We start from the raw sequence: 18,648 nt of genomic DNA, 5'->3' as shown, positions 1-18,648 counted from the left end.
TAGGCGCGCGAAACGATCTGCGAAAGGGGGGATGAAACACCCAAATCGGGATGGGATTTTCAAAATCCTCCCCGGCACGGGGAGGGGGACCATGCGCAGCATGGTGGAGGGGGCCCGAGGCACCGGAAGCCTTTGCCTCGTGCCCCCTCCACCACGCCCTGCGGGCGCGGTCCCCCTCCCCGTTCCGGGGAGGATTTTGTGACTACCAATCCCCCACCGCGCCCATCCACAAACTCACCGCCGCCGCTGCCGCCGTCTCCGCGCGCAAAATCCGCGGCCCGAGCGATATCCCCACTGCCCCCGGCACCGCGCGGATCGCCTCGCGCTCCTCGGCGTCGAAGCCGCCCTCCGGCCCGACCAGAATCGCCGCCGGGCCCGGATGCGCCTGCATCGCCTCCAGCGCGGGCACGCCGCCGGTCTCGTCGGCGAAGAACAGCGTCCGCCCCTCAGGCCAGTCGCGCAGCATCGCCGCCAGCTTCACCGGCTCGACCAGGTCAGGCAGCGCGGTGCGCCCGCATTGCTCCGCCGCCTCGACCATATGCGCGCGCAGCCGGTCGAGGTTGAGCTTGTCCACCACCGCGCGCCGCGTCAGCACCGGGGCGACCCGCGCAACGCCCAGTTCGCACGCCTTTTCGACCACCCAGTCGATCCGCCCTTTCTTGATCGGCGCGGCGCATAGCCACAGATCCGGCACCGCCTCGCGTTCGCGCAGCTTTTCGCGCACCTCCAGCACCACGTCGCGCTTGCGCACCTCGCTCGCCACGCCCAGCCATTCGCCGGTCGCATCGTCGAACAATTTGACCGGATCGCCGACTTTCAACCGCATCACGCTGGCAAGGTAATGGCCCTGCTGCCCGTCGATGCGGCGCTGCTCGCCCTGCGTCAGCGCGGGTTCGACGAACAGGCGCGGGGTCGATTGCGGCGGCCAGGCGGGGGTAGCGATCATGGCCGAGCCATATCGCGCCCCAAATGCTTCGTCACCCGGCGTCTTTTCGCTGTCCTACAAGCGGCCGCTTGTGGCAGCAAAGGGCATGACCGAAACGGCCCCCGCCCCCAGCCTGACACCGCGCCGGACACCGCGCGTACAACCCGCATTTTTTGTCCGCTTTGTCCGCTTTGCTGTCAGCTTCGCCCATGACTGATCCGGCGCAGACCGTCCCCGATACAGAACATCGCGGCCTGATGGCGCTGCTGCCAGCCGCCGCGCGGCCCTATGCGCTGCTCGCCCGGTTTGACCGGCCAATCGGCTGGTGGCTGCTGTTCTGGCCCGGCGCCTGGGCCATCGCGCTGTCCGGCGGCGCGGTCGAGCGCTGGGATCTGATCCTGTGGTTCCTGCTCGGCAGCATCGCGATGCGCGGCGCAGGCTGCGTCTATAACGACATTGTCGACCGCGACCTCGACCGTCAGGTTGCCCGCACCCGCAGCCGCCCGCTGGCCAGCGGCGCCGTCAGCCTGAAGGCCGCATGGCTATGGCTCGGCGTCCTGTGCCTGATCGGGCTGGTCGTGCTGGTCCAGCTCAACCCCTTCGCCGCCGGGATCGTCGTCGCCAGCCTCGCTTTGGTCGCCGCCTATCCGTTCATGAAGCGGATCACCTGGTGGCCACAGGCCTGGCTGGGCCTCGTCTTCTCCTGGGCGGCGCTTGTCGGCTGGGCGGCAGTCGCGCGCGAACTACCCTTGCCCGGCCTGCTGCTCTATGCCGGATGCATCTTCTGGGTGATCGGCTACGATACGATCTACGCGCTGCAGGACGTCGAGGACGATGCGCTGGTCGGCGTCCGCTCCTCCGCCCGCCGCCTCGGCAGCAGCGTCAAGGCCGGGGTCGCGCTCTTCTACATCCTCGCCCTCGGCCTGTGGAGCGCGGCCTTGTGGCAGGTCCGCCCCGACCCGCTGGTCCTCGTCGCACTCGCCCCGATGGCGCTGCATCTGGTGTGGCAGGTCGCGACTTTGGCCCCGGCCGACGGCGCCAACGCGCTCCACCGCTTCCGCTCCAACCGCAATGCCGGGCTGTTGATGTTCGCCGCCTGCTTCGTCGTGGGGACGACAGCCTTTTGACCTTCGCCCCTGCACTTCCTAGATCGCGTCGATGCTGACCCCCGATCAAGCCCGTGACCGCGTCCACGACGCCATTGCCCGCGCTACCCGCGCCGGAGCCGACGCCGCCGATGCGATGCTGTCCGCCGGCGAATCGCTGTCGGTCTCGGTCCGCCTCGACGCGCTCGAAGATGTCGACCGCGCCGAGCATCTCGAACTTGGCCTGCGCGTGTTCTGCGGCCAGCGTTCGGCGAGCATTTCGACCACCGACCTGACTCCCGCCGCACTCGACATCCTCGCCGAACGCGCCGTCGCGATGGCGCGCGAAGCCCCCGAGGACGAATGGGCCGGCCTCGCCCCGGCCGAGCGGCTGATGCGCGGCGCAGTGCCGCAGCTCGATCTGGACGATGGTGCGCTGGGCGACCCCGCCGCGCTCAAGGAGACCGCCCTCATCGCCGAACGCGCCGCCCGCGCCGTCCCCGGCGTGACCAACAGCGAGGGCGCGGGCGCCAGCGCCAGCCGCAGCATCTGGGCGCTCGCCACCAGTCACGGCTTTGCCGGTGCCTATGCGACATCGAGCCACAGCATCTCCGCCAGCGTGCTCGCGGGCGACGCCGGAGCCATGGAGCGCGATTACGACTATCACAGCGCCCGCCACGCCGCCCGGCTCGACTCCGCCGAAGACATCGGCCGCCGCGCGGGTGAGCGGGCCGTTGCCCGCGTCGGCGCCGGTCGCGTCCGCGGCGGCGCGATGCCGATCGTCCTCGACCCGCGCGTCGGATCCAGCCTGCTCGGTCATTTGAGCGGCGCGATTTCGGGCAGCGCGATCACCCGAAAGACCAGCTTCCTGCTCGAAGCGATGGGCACGCGCATCTTCGCGCCCGGCATCGACATCATCGACGACCCCCACCGCCCGCACGGCCTGCGCTCGCGTCCGTTCGATGGCGAAGGGCTGCCGGTGTCGCCGATGAAGCTGGTCGCCGACGGGATGCTCGAAACCTGGCTGCTCGACAGCGCCGCCGCGCGTCAGCTCGGCCTCGAACCCACCGGCCATGCCGTACGCGGCGTCGGCGGGGCGCCCAGCGTCGGCCCGAGCAACCTCTACCTCGCCAATGGCAAGACCCCGGTCGCGTCGCTGATCGCCGATATCGACTACGGCGTCTATGTCACCGAACTGATCGGTCAGGGGATCAACCTCGTCACCGGCGACTATAGCCGCGGCGCGGCGGGCTATCTGATCGAAGGTGGCGTCATCACCACGCCGGTCAGCGAATTCACCGTCGCCGGAACGCTGCAAGCGATGTTCCGCGAACTGGTCCCGGCCAATGACCTGAACTTCCGCTATGGCATCAACGTGCCGACGTTGCGGATCGACGGGATGACGGTGGCCAGTGGCTGACGATCTCGCCGCCGCCGTCAGCGCCATCGCCGCCGAGGCGGGTCGGCTGGCGCTCGGCCGCTATGGCACGGACGTCGAGAAATGGGAGAAATCGCCCAATAATTTCGTGTGCGAAGTCGATCTGGCGGTCGACGAGCTGCTGCGGAACCGCCTCTCCGCCCTCCTCCCCGATGCCGGCTGGCTGTCGGAGGAAACCGCCGACGACCTCGCCCGCCTGTCGTGCCGCCGCGTCTGGGTGGTCGATCCGATCGACGGCACCCGTGATTTCCTGCGCAAACGCCCCGGCTGGGCCGTATCCGTCGCGCTGGTTGAGGATGGTCAGCCGGTGATCGGCGTGCTCGACGCCCCGGTGCGCGGCGAACATTGGCTGGCTGTGAAGGGCCAAGGCGCGACCCGCGACGGCACGGCAATCGCGGTATCGGACCGCACCGACCTGACCGGCGCGCGCGTTCCCGCCGACGATCTCGCCAGGGTCGACCGCCATCTGGTCACGGTGCACAAGCCCAATTCGATCGCACTGCGCATGGCGATGGTCGCTGCGGGCGACGCCGATCTGCTCGCCACCTTCCGCTGGGGCGCCGATTGGGACATTGCCGCCGCCGTGCTGATCGCGCGCGAAGCGGGCGCGAAAGTGACCGACGCGCTCGGCAAGAAAATCCGCTTCAACACCCCGCGCGGCGAAAGCTTCGGCCTGCTCGCCGCCACTCCCGGCATCCACGCCGCCGCTGCCGATCACCTGCGGCCACGGGCGGTGGAGGCGTTGGGCAAGCCTATCCGCTGACCTCGTCATCGCCGCGATAGCGGATCTGCAGATACCGCCCGCGCGTCGCCAGCGCATCGAGATCGCCCTGCGCCAGCTGCGCCGACATCTGCGCGATTTCCTGATCGATCAGCGCCAGCCCGTCGACCAACTGCTTGTCCGGCGACTGGCCGAAGCGGTCGACCCGGCGCAGATTTTCGGGAACCCGCTGATAGCCCTTGATCAGTTCAGGGAGCTGCTCGCCCACCAGCTTGCGCACTTCCGCCGCCGCCGGTTCGCCCTCGTTCAGCGCCTTGAGCTGCCCGGCGAGCACGTCCAGCTTGACCCCGATCCCGTCGATCAGCGGCATCGCCGCTCCGGGCAGGCTCGGGCGCTGACGGTCCAGCCACTCTTCGGTCTGCAACGGCAGCGACGCGAGCGCCACCTCGCCGAACCGCTCGGGCGTCGCTTCGCGGCTGGTCGGCATCAGGCCAAAGAACAGGGTCACCGCGATCAGTGCCGCCATCACCAGCAGCGCACCGCCCATGCCGAGCGGGATGAACCAGCCAAGCACCATCGCGCCGACCAGGATCGCGCCGACCGCAGCAGCGATGCGCCCGACGCGCCCGAGAATCTCCGCCTCGCGCCGCTTCTTCGCGCGCGAATTCAGCGTCGTGTAGCGCTCGCGCGAACGGTTGAGGACTTCGCTCGCGCGGTCGATCTGGCGGTCGATCTCGGTGGGCATGACAGCTACTTACAGGGCCTCCAGCTTGAACGTGTCGTTGGCGCCGCCGATCTGATTCTGCGCCGCGCCCTCGGCCCGGGCGATATAGCCCTTGGACTTTTCCACCTCGGTCGACAGCACGTTGACCGTGGTCTTCATGTTATCGAGCGCCTTGACCTTGAACGTGTCGATCGCGTCCATCGTGTCATAGATATTCTGGAACGCGCGCTGCAGCGTTTCGATCGGGATCGTCGCCGACGCCGCCTGTTCGTGGATGCGGCCGGTATTGTCCTTGAGCAGCTTGCCGGTCGAATCGATGATGTTCGCGGTCGTGGTGTTGAGCGCGGTGATCTGGTCGAGCACCAGCCGCTGCGCGGTCAGCGCCTGTGCCACGGTCACCGCAGTGCGCAGCGCGCCGACGGTGGTGGTGCTGGCGCGATCGACGCCCTTTACCAGCTCGACATTGTTCTTCTTGACCAGATCGAGCGCCAGATAGCCCTGCACCGTCACCGCCATCTGGGTCAGCAGGTCCTGGGTGCGCTGGCGGGTGTAGAACAGCGCGGTCTCACGGATCGCCTTGGCCTTGGCCGGGTCGCTGTGATCCAGCTCATTGGCCTTGTCCTCCAGCCGCTGATCCATCTCCTTGGAGATATAGATCATCTGCTCGAGCCGCCCCATCGCCGCCCACAGATTCTGCCGCTCCACGTCGATCGCGGCATTGTCCATCAACAGCTCGTCCTTGCCGGACTGCAGGCTCTTCAGAATTGCCGCGATATGCCCCTGGCTCGACTTGTAGCTGTCGAAATAATTGCGCAGCGAATTGCCGAACGGGATGATCCCGAACAGCTTCTTGCGCTGGGTCAGGCTGCCGCGTTTGCCGGGGTCGAGATCCTCGACCACGCGGCGCAGCTCGGCCAGATCCTTGCCGACGCCGACATCCTTGTCCATCGCGCGCACCGGGCGATCGAGGAAGCGGTTGGACTGGCCCGCCGCATCGCGGATTTCCTTCGACCCCATCGCCGTGATCGCATCGACGCGCTTGCCGAACTCGGGCGAGTTCACATCCTGGGCCACCAGATCGTCGATGAAGCTCTCGACCCGGGTCACCAGTTCGGACTTCTTGCCCTCGTCAACGGGCACCAGCCCGGCCATCTTCTCGATCGGGCGTTCCTTCAGCGGCTCGGGCGCGGTCAGCACCAGATCGTCGGTCTTCTCGGCAGTCGCAGTCTCGGTCGCCATCCCATCCCTCCAGCGGTTATCCCCTAGATGAACGGGAACCGCCTCGCCTTCAAGTGTATCGGCGATATAATACACATCGAGCGGGGCGCAACCGACCGTGATTGTCAGTCGTTCCGCTGTCGCGACCTGTTAACATGCGCGCGTTAGGGAGGAGTCATGGAACGCAGGCTCAGGATGATGATTGCCGGTTCGATCGCGGTCTGGGTCCCGGTGGCTTCAGCCGCCGACGCCGCTCCCGCGCGGATCGATATCGGCAACCTTTATCGCCTGAAGGTCCAGCCTGCGATGGACGCGCCCCCCGCGATGGAGGATCATGCGCGTTAAGCTGATCGCGGCCGCCTGCGCCGCCCTCGCCATTCCCGCTGCGGCAGCGCAGACGGATGACTGTCAATCCACCTATGGCCAGCGCGCCTGCGCGGCACCCGCCCTCGCCCCGCTCCGCGCCGAGCTGGCGCAGAAATATGCGGCGCTCCTGGCTCTCGGCAACCGCACGGCAACATGGCAGGCGCGTCACACGCAGGCGCTGCAGGCGATTCGCGCCGCGCGCGATTATGATGGCGCGCCGCTGGACGACACCGCGCTGGCACAGCAGTTTCGCGACGTGATCGCCGATTATGACCGCGCGCTCGCCCAGGCGGAACAGGTGCGCATGATGATCAAGACCCCCTCGGCGCGCAGCGCAACCTGCATGGCGACCTGGCTCGACCAGGGCTGCCGCGTGTCGGCGTCGGGCATCTTGCGCGACGCGGCGGGGCGGACGGTGCATTGGCAGATGCTGGCCGGCGCATCGGCTGCAGACGGGGTCGGCGCCGGCATCCTGCTGTGGGCCGAAACCGGTCATGGCACCGCGCGGCTGATCGGCTGGTCGTTCGACGGGGTTTTTTACGAACCGCCCCGGATCACCCAGGCGGGGCTGATCTGGGTTCCAGGCCGCATTGCCGGGACGGGGGACGGCAATGCCGACCTGTTGTTCGCATGGGATGACGCCGCCGCGCGCTGGAACGACATCGATCTGGACAGCTGGCGCGAAACGCTTCCCGCAAAATTGCCCAGAGGCTTCGGCATCTGGAAGGGCGTCGATTATGATTTCGAAGGCATGGGGGCGACCAGCAAGCTGTGGCGCGACCAGGACGCCAATTGCTGCCCCAGCGGCGGCGAGGCGCAGCTTGAGTTCACGATCGCGGGGCGGCGCCTGGTGCTCAGGCAAGTCGATGTCGCCATCGTCGAGAAATGGGCCCCGCGCCGCCGGGACTGAAGCCCTTCCCGCGCCGCACAATTTCCGCTAAGGGCGCCCGCGACCCGCGCTTCCGCGGCATCCAGGAACCGACATGAACCTCCGCAACGTGGCGATCATCGCCCACGTCGACCATGGCAAGACCACGCTCGTCGACCAGCTTTTCCGTCAATCCGGCACCTTCCGCGACAATCAGCGCGTCGAAGAGCGCGCCATGGATTCCAACGACCTGGAAAAGGAACGCGGAATCACCATCCTGGCCAAGCCGACCTCGGTCGAGTGGAACGGCACGCGGATCAACATCGTCGACACCCCCGGCCACGCCGATTTCGGCGGTGAGGTGGAGCGCATCCTGTCGATGGTCGACGGCGTGATCCTGCTGGTCGACAGCTCCGAAGGCGCGATGCCGCAGACCAAGTTCGTGACCGGCAAGGCGCTGAAGCTCGGCCTGCGTCCGATCGTCGTGGTCAACAAGATCGACCGCCCGGACGAGCGCATTCAGGAAGTGCTGGACGAAGTGTTCGACCTGTTCGTGTCGCTCGACGCGACCGACGAACAGCTCGACTTCCCGGTCCTCTACGCGTCGGGCCGCAATGGCTATGCCAATGAGGATCCGACAAAGCGCGAAGGCACGCTGGAGCCGCTGTTCCAGAAGATCGTCGATCACGTCCCGCCGCCCGCGCTGGACGTCGATGCGCCCTTCACCTTCCTTGTCACCCTGCTCGACCGCGACAATTTCCTCGGCCGCGTCCTCACCGGCCGCGTCACCAGCGGCAAGGTGCGCGCGAACCAGGCGATCCACGCGCTCGACATGGACGGCAACGTGATCGAAACCGGCCGCGCGTCGAAGATCATGGCGTTCCGCGGGCTTGAGCGCGTTCCGGTCGACGAAGCGCAGGCGGGCGACATCATCTCCCTCGCCGGCCTCGCCGTCGCGACCGTGTCGAACACCATCGCCGACACCAGCGTGACCGAAGCGATCCAGGCGCAGCCGATCGATCCGCCGACGTTGTCGATGCGCTTTGCCGTGAACGATTCGCCGATGGCGGGCCGCGAAGGCACCAAGGTGACCAGCCGCATGATCCGCGACCGCCTGATGCGCGAAGCGGAAAGCAACGTCGCGATCAAGGTGACCGAAGCTGCCGACAAGGACAGTTTCGAAGTCGCCGGCCGCGGCGAGCTTCAGCTCGGCGTGCTCATCGAAACGATGCGCCGCGAAGGTTTCGAACTCGGCATCAGCCGTCCGCGCGTGCTGCTTCAGGAAGAAGACGGCCAGAAGATGGAGCCGTACGAAACCGTCATCATCGACGTCGATGAAGAACATTCGGGCGCGGTGGTCGAGAAGATGAACCTGCGCAAGGCCGAGATGACCGACATGCGTCCCTCGGGCGGCGGCAAGACCCGCATCACCTTCAGCGCGCCCAGCCGCGGCATGATCGGCTACCATGGCGAGTTCCTGTCGGACACGCGCGGCACCGGCATCATGAACCGCCTGTTCGAGAAGTACGGCCCGCACAAGGGCGTGATCGAAGGCCGCAAGAATGGCGTGCTGATCTCCAACGGGTCGGGCGAGGCGAATGCCTATTCGCTCAACACGCTGGAAGAGCGCGGCATCCTGTTCGTCGGCCATGGCGAAGCGCTGTACGAAGGCATGATCATCGGCGAGAACGCCAAGCCGGAAGACCTTGAGGTCAATCCGATGAAGGCGAAGCAGCTGTCCAACGTCCGCTCGTCCGGCAAGGACGACGCGATCCGCTTGACCCCGCCGAAGAAGATGACGCTGGAACAGGCGATCGCGTATATCGACGACGACGAGATGGTCGAGGTGACGCCAAAGACGATCCGCCTGCGCAAGCGCCATCTGGATCCGCATGAGCGCAAGCGTGCAAGCCGCGCAAAGGCGGCCTGAGGCGCTCCGCGCGACCGTTTGCAAAGAGCGCCGGGGGCAACTCCGGCGCTTTTTCATGCGGGCGCTGCGCCCTGCGCTTGCCTTGATCGGCAATCCTCGCTAAGGGCGCGCGCTTCCATCGATCATCGTTGGAATTGCGGGAGCGCCGGATTGCAAGTCCGGGGCGCATGAACCGCTAAACTTGAACCGGGTGCGGCCTGTGCCGTGCCCAGCGACAGAGTGAGAGCAATGGCAAAGAAAATCACGGGCTATATCAAGCTCCAGGTGGCCGCTGGCTCCGCCAACCCCTCGCCGCCGATCGGTCCGGCGCTGGGTCAGCGCGGTGTCAACATCATGGAATTCTGCAAGGCGTTCAACGCGGCGACCGGCGATGTGGAAAAGGGCACGCCCCTTCCCACCGTCATCACCGTCTATGCCGATCGCAGCTTCAGCTTCGAAACGAAGCAGCCGCCGGCAACCTACCTCATCAAGAAGGCCGCCAACCTCAAGTCGGGCTCGAAGGAGCCGGGCAAGATCTCGGCCGGCAAGATCACGCGCGCCCAGCTCGCCGAGATCGCGACCGCCAAGATGAAGGATCTGAACGCCAACGATCTCGATGCCGCAACGCGCATCATCGAAGGCTCCGCCCGCGCGATGGGCCTCGAAGTGGTGGAGGGCTGAACCCATGGCTAAGCAGACCAAGAAGCAGAAGGCCCTGGCCGGCACCGTCGACCGCGAAAAGCTGTACGGCGTCGATGAAGCCATCGCGCTGGCGCAGAAGAACGCGACCGCCAAGTTCGACGAGACGATCGAAGTCGCGCTGAACCTGGGCGTCGATCCGCGTCATGCCGACCAGATGGTCCGTGGCGTCGTCACCCTGCCCGCCGGCACCGGCAAGACCGTTCGCGTCGGCGTGTTTGCCAAGGGCGCGAAGGCGGACGAAGCCCGTGAAGCGGGTGCGGACGTCGTCGGCGCCGAAGACCTGCTCGAGATCGTTCAGGGCGGCAAGATCGAGTTCGATCGCTGCATCGCGACCCCGGACATGATGGGTCTGGTCGGCCGCCTCGGCAAGGTGCTGGGTCCCAAGGGCCTGATGCCGAACCCGAAGCTCGGCACCGTCACCATGAACGTCGCCGAAGCGGTCAAGGCTGCCAAGGGCGGCCAGGTCGAATATCGCGTCGAAAAGGCCGGCATCATCCATTCGGGCATCGGCAAGGCGTCGTTCTCGGCCGCTGACCTGCGCGCGAACTTCGATGCGCTGGTCGACGCGGTGATCAAGGCCAAGCCGTCGGGCGCCAAGGGCAAGTATCTGCGCAAGGTCGCGGTCTCGTCCTCGATGGGCCCGGGCGTGAAGGTCGACGTCGCCCAGGTGTCGGCGATCTGATCTTCGCACCCCGTGCGAAAACACGAAGAACCCCGGGGGCGACCCCGGGGTTTTTTCGTTCCCGTACCGCCCCCTCGCCAAACCGACAAAAATGCGCTAGGGGCGACACAAATCCCCGCGATAAATTCGATTCCGACGCGCTGCCCGCGGGGCGCGCGGCATATTTGTGAGCTTGATGCCCTTTTCACACCTTCCCACCCGCCTCGCCGAGGCGCTGACCCAGCGCGGATATGCCGCGCTCACCCCCGTCCAGGCCGAAGTGACGCAGGATGATGCGCGCGGCCGCGACCTGCTCGTCTCGGCCCAGACCGGGTCGGGCAAGACCGTCGCCTTCGGCCTCGCCATCGCCGATCAGCTGCTGGATGGCGATGCCCTGCCCGCCCCCGGCCTGCCGCTCGCGCTGGTCATCGCCCCGACGCGCGAACTGGCGCTTCAGGTCGCCAAGGAACTGAGCTGGCTCTATGCCGCCGCCGGTGCGCGCATCGCCACCTGTGTCGGCGGGATGGACGCCGCGCGCGAGCGGCGCACCCTGTCCTACGGCACCCATATCGTCGTCGGCACCCCGGGCCGCCTGCGCGACCATCTCGAACGCGGCGCGCTCGATCTTGGCGCCATCCGCGCGGTCGTGCTCGATGAGGCGGACGAGATGCTCGACATGGGCTTCCGCGAGGAGCTCGAAGCGCTGCTCGACGCCACCCCGGCAGAGCGCCGCACGCTGCTGTTCTCCGCAACCATGCCCAAGCCGATCGTGGCGCTCGCCCGCCGCTATCAGCGCGACGCGCACCGCATCTCGACCGTGGGCGAGGATCGCGGCCATGGCGACATCAGCTATCAGGCGATCGCCGTCGCCCCCGCCGATATCGAACATGCCGTGATCAACCTGCTGCGCTTCCATGAGGCGGAGACCGCGATCCTGTTCTGCGCGACGCGCGACAATGTCCGCCACCTCCACGCCAATCTGGTCGAGCGCGGGTTCGCCGCCGTCGCGCTGTCGGGTGAGCACAGCCAGTCGGAGCGCAACCACGCGCTCCAGGCGCTGCGCGACCGCCGCGCCCGCGTCTGCGTCGCCACCGACGTCGCCGCGCGCGGCATCGACCTGCCGACGCTCAGCCTGGTCGTGCATGTCGAGCTGCCGCGCGATGCGGAGACGCTGCAGCATCGCTCGGGGCGTACCGGGCGCGCCGGCAAGAAGGGCACCGCCGTGCTCATCGTCCCCTATCCGCGCCGCCGCCGCGTCGAAATGACGCTGAAACAGGCCAAGATCAACGCCGAGTGGCTGCCCGTCCCCAGCGTCGAGGACATCAAGGCCAAGGACCGCGACCGCCTGATCGAAAAGATCACCGCCCCGGTCGAGGCCGACGAGGACGATCGCGCGCTCGCCGCCGAGCTGATGGAAAAGATGACGGCGCAGGACATTGCCGCCGCGCTGGTCCGCGCCCACCGCGCGTCGATGCCCGCGCCCGAGGAACTGATCGACCGCGCCCCGGCCGACGGCCCCGCGCGCGGCGCCGTGCATCGCCCGGGCTTCGACGACACGATCTGGTTCCGCATGAATATCGGCCGTCGCCAGAATGCCGATCCGCGCTGGATCCTGCCGCTGATCTGCCGTCGCGGCCATGTGACCAAGAGCGAGATCGGCGCGATCCGCATCGGCGCGGGCGAAACCCGCTTTCAGGTGCCGCGCGCCATCGCCGACCGCTTCGCGCGCGAAGTGGCCAAATCGGCGAGCGCCGACGAGGATGTGCTGATCGAGCAGGCCGACGGTCCGCCCCCGCCCGGGACGCGCGGCGACCATGAACCGCGCCACGGCAAGCCGCGCAACCACAGCCGTCCGCTGCACCGCGCCCGCCCGGCCGGCGGCCCGGGTGCCGGCCAGCCGACGCGCGCGCCCAAGCCCCATCGCGGCAAACCGCCGAAGAAGTGAGCCTATCAAGCCCTTCCCCTTCAGGGGAAGGGCTAAGGAGAAAGCCATGACCGCCCCCCACATCCTCGTCGATGCCGATGCGTGTCCGGTGAAGGACGAGATCTACAAGGTCGCATGGCGGCGCGACGTGCCGGTGACGATCGTCGCCAACAGCTTCATCCGCATCCCCGATCACCCGCTGATCACCCGCAGCATCGTGTCGGACGGGTTCGACGCCGCCGACGACTGGATCGCCGAGCGCGCCGGGCCGAAAACGGTCGTGATCACCGCCGACATCCTGCTTGCCGACCGCTGCCTCAAGGCCGGGGCTACGGTCCTTGCTCCGACTGGCAAGCCCTTCACCACCAGTTCGATCGGCGCGGCGATCGCGACCCGCGCGATCATGGCCGATCTGCGCGCCGGCGGCGATCAGATTGGCGGCCCTGCCCCGTTCGCCAAACAGGATCGCTCGCGCTTCCTGTCCGCGCTCGACGAAACGCTGGTGCGCCTCGCGCGGGGTTGACCCGTGCGGCGCGAGCTACCAGATGCGGCGCCCAAACCGGCCGATCCGGTTCGGCGCGCCGCCTCTTACGGGTTTCCGGCCTGCGCGCCTGTCCAGTCCGAGCCCGCACGCATGGAGCTTCCCGCATGGCGTGGATCATCCTCGGCATTGCCGTGTTCACCGAAATCATCTGGGCCCTGAGCCTCAAATGGGCCGCGACCACCGCGACCTGGCAGTCGGCGATCGTCCCGATCGTGCTCAGCTTTCTCAACATGGGGCTGCTTGCGCTGGCGATGCGCGACATTCCGGCGGGTACCGCTTACGCGATCTGGACCGGGCTCGGCGCGGTCGGTGTCATCATCGGCGGCGTGATCCTGTTCGGGGACAAGGTGTCGCTGGTTCAGGGTTTCTTCATGCTGCTGATCGTCATCGGCGTTGCCGGGACGAAGCTCAACGCGAGCGTCTGACCGGTGCGCGGGCGGGTGACATCCGCCGCGCGCGCCCCTATGATTTGACCAGCGGTGAAAAGGAAACGCGTTTCGATGTTGGCACGACCCGGGCTGTGCGCAGTGGCAGCCTCCCTGGCATTCTCGACGGCACTCCCCGCGCTGGCACAGACCGCTGCGCCGGCCCCGGCGCCCAGCGCGACCCCGACCGCCGCGCCGCTGCAGGTTCAGCCGACCCCGGCAGCGCTGCCGCTGCCGACGGTCACGCCGGCACAGGCGCAGCAGCTGCGCCACATCATCGTGCAGGGCCGCATCGCGCATGGCCTGCGCTATTCGACCCAGGCCGCCGAAGTGCTGCCGGGCGATGATGCGGGGCTGGTCCGCGCCGCGCTCGATTATGCCCGCGCGATCCATATCGGCCGCCTCGACACTGCCGATTTCCAGGAGGACTGGGCGCTGCGTCCGGCGGCATGGGATCCGTTGCCCGGCCTCACCCGCGCGCTCGCCGACGACCGGCTGGCGCAATGGTTCGCCGACCTCGCCCCGCCGTACGAAGGCTATGAAACGCTCCGCACCGGCCTCGCCCGCTATCGCCTGATCGAGGCGGCGGGCGGCTGGAGCGCGATAGCGGCAGGGCCCGACCTCACCGTCGGTTCCACCGGCCCGCGGGTCGCCGCGCTGCGCGCCCGGCTCGCGGTCGAGGATGACGGCGTCGCCCGGCTCGGCGACAGCTTCGATGCCGAACTCAAGGAAGCGGTGATCCGCGCCCAGCGGCGCTACGGCCTCAACCCCACCGGCACCGTGTCGAGCGGCACGCTCGGCGCGCTCAACGTGCCGGTTGAAGCGCGCATCCGCCAGATCATGGCGAACATGGAGCGCTGGCGCTGGATGCCCAAGGAAATGCCGACCGACCGGGTTCAGGTGAACATCGCCTCGGCCAGCGTCGCGGTGTTCGAGGGCGACCGCCCGGTGATGTCGATGCGCGGCGTGACCGGCAAGCCCGGCGGCGGCGAAACGCCGATGCTGGTGTCCAACATCCATTCGATCGTCGTCAATCCGCCGTGGAACGTTCCCGCCGGCATCGCCGCGCGCGAACTGTTCCCCAAGGGCGAAGCGTATCTCGCCCGCAACGGGTTCAAGATCATCGGTACCGGCGCCAACCGTCGCCTGCAGCAACAGCCGTCGCATTCGGCGCTGGGCAAGTTCAAGTTCGACTTCAACAACCCGTTCGCCGTCTATCTGCACGACACGCCGACCAAGGGCACCTTCTCGCGCTTCGACCGCCTTGCCAGCCATGGCTGCATCCGGCTCGAGCGGCCGGGTGAGCTGGCCAATCTGCTGCTGGCCGGCGATCCGGTGTGGACGCCTGAAAAGATTGCGGAAACCGTTGCCGCCGGGCAGACGACGCGCGTGCCGCTGCAGAAGCAGGTCGCGGTCTATCTGCTCTACTGGACCGCCTATGGCAGCGCCAGCGGGACGATGAACTTCCGCGGCGATCCCTATAATTGGGACAAGGTGCTCGCATCGAAGATTGAAGCGCGATCGGCCGCCCAGGCCCGCTCCGCGCGCTGAAGACAGGGGAGACACAGATGACCTACCGCCGCACGATGAAGCTCGCCACCGCCCTTGCCGCCGCCGCGCTCGCGGCCTGTTCGGGCGGTTCGGGGGAACCGCTGCCCGCCAATGACAGCGTCAATGCGATGGAGCTGCCCGAAGAACTGCCGGTCGAGAACATGGTCGAGCCGGAACCGACTCCGACCCCCAGCGCCACGCCGGCGCCGGTCGCCGAAGCGGCGCTGCCCGATGCCGAGCAGATTCAGGACGACGCCGAATCGGTCGGCATGACCGCCCGCGTCCAGCGCGGCGACAGCACCGGCAACCAGGCAACCCCGGCGGAGTGAACTGCTAATCCTCCCCCGCCAGGGGGAGGTGGCGCCGAAGGCGACGGAGGGGGAGGAAGCACTGCGCTTGAGCCTTGAGGGCATCGCCGTCCTCCCCCTCCGTCAGCTGCGCTGACACCTCCCCCTGGCGGGGGAGGATCTTACCCCACCCTTGACTCCTGTCCCCCACCCGCTATGAGCGCGCCGTCGCGTCATCGGGCAACCGGTACGCGTTCCGTCCGAGACAGTGGGTGTGCGGCAACTGGCCGCACTTAATTTCCCGCCAAGACGGGGACAGAGATTTTTCACCGGTCGCATCCGCCCGCGCGGAGCATCCGGGTCAGCCCGCCGGACCCTTCCGGCCCTGACGATCATGCCCCCACGGACAATGGGAATCGGGCAGCCGCCCGGTTTCTGGCGTAACCGCTCCGGCCCTGGCCGGGGCATAGTGAGGAGACAGGCATGGATCGTTCTCAGAAGACCCAGGCCGTTGCCGAGCTGAACAGCACCTTCAACGAGGTCGCAGTGGTGGTCGTCACCCGCAACCTCGGGATGACCGTCAAGCAGTCGACGGACCTCCGCAACAAGGCGCGTGCAGCTGGCGCGAGCTACAAGGTCGCAAAGAACCGCCTTGCCAAGATCGCGATCGAGGGCACCGATTATGCGGTGCTCGCGGACCTGCTGACGGGTCCGACGGCGCTTTCCTATTCGACCGATCCGGTCGCCGCCGCCAAGGTGGTGTCGGATTTCGCCAAGACGAACGACAAGCTCGAGATCGTCGGCGGCGCAATGGGAAGCATGCTGCTCGACGCGGACGGCGTGAAGGCGCTCGCATCGCTGCCTTCGCTCGACGAACTGCGCGGCAAGATTGTCGGCCTGCTTCAGGCACCGGCAGCCAAGCTCGCGTCGATCACCCAGGCACCCGCGGCGCAGCTCGCCCGCGTGTTCAATGCCTATGCGGAGAAGGACGCGGCATAAGCCGTCGTTCATTTGCGATTTTTCGAACCAATCTGAATTTTTGAAGGGAATATCAAATGGCTGACCTGAACGCTCTTGTTGACCAGCTGTCGGAACTGACCGTCCTCGAAGCCGCTGAGCTGTCGAAGCTCCTCGAAGAGAAGTGGGGCGTCAGCGCCGCTGCTCCGGTCGCGGTTGCAGCCGTTGGCGGCGCCGGCGCCGCTGCTCCGGCTGCTGAAGAGCAGACCGAGTTCGACGTGATCCTCACCGGCGACGGTGGCAAGAAGATCAACGTCATCAAGGAAGTCCGCGCGATCACCAACCTCGGCCTGACCGAAGCGAAGGCTCTCGTCGAGGGCGCGCCGAAGGCCGTCAAGGAAGGCGTGTCGAAGGACGAAGCCGAGAAGCTCAAGAAGCAGCTCGAAGAAGCCGGCGCGACCGTCGAGATCAAGTAATCTCGCGGCTGCACCTGCAGCTTATGAAGGGGGCGGTCCGGCAACGGGCCGCCCCTTTTCGTTGGGGGGTGGCCTCCACGCCGCGGCGACAAATCCTCCCCGGAACGGGGAGGTGGCAGCGCGAAGCGCTGACGGAGGGGGCCCTCCTCGAAGCGACTCCGTTGCCTCGGGCCCCCTCCACCGCCGCTTCGCGGCGGTCCCCCTCCCCGTTCCGGGGAGGATTTCTCCACATCCTTTGCGGCGCGCCCGCCACCTGTTAGCTATCCGCGCCTATGGAGCAGGAAACGCCCGTCAGCGTCGGTCTCGGCGGCGATAGCGACGAGATCGCGGCAATCGACGAGGTCGAGGCAACCTTCGGCGTCACGCTCGACTATGCCGACGCGCCGACCTGGCAGACCGCGGGCGACGTGTTCCGCTCGCTCCGGAACGCCCTCCCCGCCGATATCGCGAACGCTGCGGACACATGGGACCGCTTCGCCACCGCCCTGACCCACGAAACCGGCGTCGATCCGGCGACGATCACGCCGGACAGCCCGCTGCTCGATGCAGCACTTCCGTGGCGCGGCCTTGGCAACCTCAGCCGGATGATGGCGATGCTGGTGATCGCAAGCGCGGCGATCCTCGTCCTGCTCGTGCTGGTACTGCGTTAGCCCCCGGCCACATCCTTCGGCACATAGCGCTTCGCCGCCAGCCGCCCGAACCCCTCGGCCGCACGCTCGACCCATAGCGGCCCCAGCCGGTCGCTGCCCGGTGCGGGCACGGTGCCGACCATGAACGCGTCGCGCAGCGTGCGGATCGACAGGCCGGCATACCATTTGAGCGCGACCGGCAGGATCGGCACGAACATCGGCTTGCCCTGCACATGCACGACGCGCATCTGGTCGCCCGACTGGGTTACCTGCCCCTTGAGCATATGGATGCCGCCCGGCGCGATGCTGAACGGCTCCGACCCCGGCGCCATCCGCGCCGCGCCATGAAAGGCGGCAATCTGGGCGTCCTGATCGGCGCTGGCGGCGAACAGTGCGAGGACAGCGCGGACATTGTCCGCCGGCTCGGCACCGCGATTCTGGATGTACAGCTCGAAATCGATGCTGACCATGCCGTCGCGCAGCGTTGCGCGCAGCGGGCGCAGTTCGGTCACCAGCGCGCCCGGCGGCGGGGGTACCGGGGCGACCGGCGCGCTCCGGGCCGGCTGCTCGCTCCGCGCGACAGGCTGCGGGGCGGGTGACGGCGGCGGCGGAGCCAGGCCGGTGCGCGCCGGAGGCCCCGGCGTGGGCGGCGGGGCGACCAGCGGCGTTTCGGCGGTGTCCGCTGCCGTCGCGTCTGGCGCGTCCCGCCGGCGTCGGCGCCCGGCAATCGCAAGTCCCGCGACCAGCCCCACCACCAGCGCCGCCGCCGCGCCCAGCGCCGGCCATAGCCATAGCGCCAGCGCATCGCCCGGCAGCGCGATCGGCGGCGCACTCGCCGCAGCGGGGGTCGCCGCTGTGCCCTGGGGGACCGGGGTCGGCGTCGCCACCGGGGTGAAATCGGATGGCCCGAACCGCGTCGGGCTGGCCTGTGGCGTCGGCTGCGCGGCCGGTGCGGGTGCAGGCGCGGACGGCGCCCGGGTCGCGGCAGGGCGCGGCGTCGGCGTCGTCCGGCTGGCGGGCGCTGCCGGCGTCGCGCTCGGCTGCGGCGCGGGCGCAGGGGTCGGCGCGGGGCGCGGCGTCGGGTTGGGATTGATGTCGAAATTGCCGACAGGGGGCGTGATCACCACCGGCCGCTGGCTGTTCTGGCCGGCAGCGGGTGTCGCAAGGAACAGGATCGTGGTCAGCGCGGTGGTCGCGCGAAGGGTCAACGCAGTCACAGCCCGCGCCTAGCATGACGA

20 protein-coding genes are annotated in these 18,648 nt (G+C 68.0%); 16 read left to right on the top strand and 4 right to left on the bottom strand.

Annotated elements, in window-relative coordinates:
* Positions 1-202: 202 nt before the first annotated feature.
* Positions 203-946 carry a 16S rRNA (uracil(1498)-N(3))-methyltransferase gene (locus J2Y54_RS14290; RefSeq protein ID WP_310040684.1) on the bottom strand — a complete coding sequence of 248 codons (744 nt, stop codon included), beginning with the start codon at positions 944-946 and terminating at the stop codon, positions 203-205.
* Between the two features lie 188 nt (positions 947-1,134).
* Between J2Y54_RS14290 and ubiA the strand changes: the two genes are divergently transcribed.
* Genes ubiA through J2Y54_RS14275 form a run of 3 tightly spaced genes read left to right on the top strand, consistent with a single transcriptional unit; the run spans position 1,135 to position 4,211 of the window.
* Positions 1,135-2,052 (top strand): 4-hydroxybenzoate octaprenyltransferase, encoded by a 918-nt coding sequence (gene ubiA / locus J2Y54_RS14285; RefSeq protein WP_310040683.1) that lies wholly within the window; start codon positions 1,135-1,137, stop codon positions 2,050-2,052.
* Positions 2,053-2,083: 31 nt separating this feature from the next.
* Positions 2,084-3,430, top strand: coding sequence for a TldD/PmbA family protein (locus tag J2Y54_RS14280; protein ID WP_310040681.1), 1,347 nt, complete (start codon positions 2,084-2,086; stop codon positions 3,428-3,430).
* A complete protein-coding gene (locus tag J2Y54_RS14275) occupies positions 3,423-4,211 on the top strand; it encodes a 3'(2'),5'-bisphosphate nucleotidase CysQ (protein WP_310040680.1) in 789 nt (262 codons plus the stop codon). Before J2Y54_RS14280 ends, J2Y54_RS14275 begins: the two co-directional genes overlap by 8 nt.
* Here the strand turns inward: J2Y54_RS14275 and J2Y54_RS14270 are convergent.
* Entirely contained in the window at positions 4,201-4,914 is a 714-nt protein-coding gene (locus J2Y54_RS14270; protein ID WP_310040678.1) for a hypothetical protein, read from the bottom strand. The two genes, J2Y54_RS14275 and J2Y54_RS14270, sit on opposite strands and share 11 nt — an antisense overlap.
* Before the next feature lie 9 nt (positions 4,915-4,923).
* Complete coding sequence (locus J2Y54_RS14265) at positions 4,924-6,132, bottom strand: toxic anion resistance protein (RefSeq protein WP_310040677.1); 1,209 nt, start codon at positions 6,130-6,132, stop codon at positions 4,924-4,926.
* 156 nt (positions 6,133-6,288) lie between these two features.
* Here J2Y54_RS14265 and J2Y54_RS14260 point away from each other — a divergent pair, with 156 nt between their 5' ends.
* From J2Y54_RS14260 to J2Y54_RS14200, 13 genes are all read left to right on the top strand, one after another.
* Positions 6,289-6,456, top strand: coding sequence for a hypothetical protein (locus J2Y54_RS14260; protein ID WP_310040676.1), 168 nt, complete (start codon positions 6,289-6,291; stop codon positions 6,454-6,456).
* A complete protein-coding gene (locus J2Y54_RS14255) occupies positions 6,446-7,387 on the top strand; it encodes a hypothetical protein (protein ID WP_310040673.1) in 942 nt (313 codons plus the stop codon). The genes J2Y54_RS14260 and J2Y54_RS14255 overlap by 11 nt, the downstream gene beginning before the upstream one ends.
* 73 nt (positions 7,388-7,460) lie before the next feature.
* Positions 7,461-9,275 carry a translational GTPase TypA gene (gene typA, locus J2Y54_RS14250; RefSeq protein WP_310040670.1) on the top strand — a complete coding sequence of 605 codons (1,815 nt, stop codon included), beginning with the start codon at positions 7,461-7,463 and terminating at the stop codon, positions 9,273-9,275.
* A 228-nt stretch (positions 9,276-9,503) separates the two neighbouring features.
* Positions 9,504-9,935 (top strand): 50S ribosomal protein L11, encoded by a 432-nt coding sequence (gene rplK / locus J2Y54_RS14245; protein WP_310040668.1) that lies wholly within the window; start codon positions 9,504-9,506, stop codon positions 9,933-9,935.
* Between the two features lie 4 nt (positions 9,936-9,939).
* Complete coding sequence (gene rplA / locus J2Y54_RS14240; RefSeq protein WP_310040667.1) at positions 9,940-10,638, top strand: 50S ribosomal protein L1; 699 nt, start codon at positions 9,940-9,942, stop codon at positions 10,636-10,638.
* A gap of 175 nt (positions 10,639-10,813) precedes the next feature.
* Positions 10,814-12,562 carry a DEAD/DEAH box helicase gene (locus tag J2Y54_RS14235; protein WP_310041322.1) on the top strand — a complete coding sequence of 583 codons (1,749 nt, stop codon included), beginning with the start codon at positions 10,814-10,816 and terminating at the stop codon, positions 12,560-12,562.
* A 46-nt stretch (positions 12,563-12,608) separates the two neighbouring features.
* Positions 12,609-13,064, top strand: a complete 456-nt coding sequence (locus J2Y54_RS14230; RefSeq protein ID WP_310040666.1) for a YaiI/YqxD family protein — start codon at positions 12,609-12,611, stop codon at positions 13,062-13,064.
* Between the two features lie 125 nt (positions 13,065-13,189).
* Positions 13,190-13,510 (top strand): multidrug efflux SMR transporter, encoded by a 321-nt coding sequence (locus J2Y54_RS14225; RefSeq protein ID WP_310040664.1) that lies wholly within the window; start codon positions 13,190-13,192, stop codon positions 13,508-13,510.
* A gap of 75 nt (positions 13,511-13,585) precedes the next feature.
* Positions 13,586-15,061 carry a murein L,D-transpeptidase gene (locus J2Y54_RS14220; protein WP_405052920.1) on the top strand — a complete coding sequence of 492 codons (1,476 nt, stop codon included), beginning with the start codon at positions 13,586-13,588 and terminating at the stop codon, positions 15,059-15,061.
* A gap of 17 nt (positions 15,062-15,078) precedes the next feature.
* Complete coding sequence (locus J2Y54_RS14215; protein WP_310040660.1) at positions 15,079-15,390, top strand: hypothetical protein; 312 nt, start codon at positions 15,079-15,081, stop codon at positions 15,388-15,390.
* Between the two features lie 441 nt (positions 15,391-15,831).
* Positions 15,832-16,347: a 50S ribosomal protein L10 gene (gene rplJ / locus J2Y54_RS14210; RefSeq protein ID WP_310040659.1), complete on the top strand. Its 516-nt coding sequence runs from the start codon at positions 15,832-15,834 to the stop codon at positions 16,345-16,347.
* A 56-nt stretch (positions 16,348-16,403) separates the two neighbouring features.
* Positions 16,404-16,781 carry a 50S ribosomal protein L7/L12 gene (gene rplL / locus J2Y54_RS14205; protein WP_310040658.1) on the top strand — a complete coding sequence of 126 codons (378 nt, stop codon included), beginning with the start codon at positions 16,404-16,406 and terminating at the stop codon, positions 16,779-16,781.
* Positions 16,782-17,053: 272 nt separating this feature from the next.
* Positions 17,054-17,431, top strand: a complete 378-nt coding sequence (locus J2Y54_RS14200; protein ID WP_310040657.1) for a hypothetical protein — start codon at positions 17,054-17,056, stop codon at positions 17,429-17,431.
* On the opposite strand, the gene J2Y54_RS14195 is transcribed toward J2Y54_RS14200, so the two are convergent.
* Positions 17,428-18,627, bottom strand: a complete 1,200-nt coding sequence (locus J2Y54_RS14195) for a hypothetical protein (RefSeq protein WP_310040655.1) — start codon at positions 18,625-18,627, stop codon at positions 17,428-17,430. The genes J2Y54_RS14200 and J2Y54_RS14195 overlap by 4 nt on opposite strands.
* Between the last annotated feature and the right edge of the window lie 21 nt (positions 18,628-18,648).

Origin of the sequence: Sphingomonas sp. BE123, assembly GCF_031456015.1 — a bacterium.
Classification (GTDB): domain Bacteria; phylum Pseudomonadota; class Alphaproteobacteria; order Sphingomonadales; family Sphingomonadaceae; genus Sphingomonas.
This window is presented reverse-complemented; position numbering and strand designations above follow the sequence as displayed.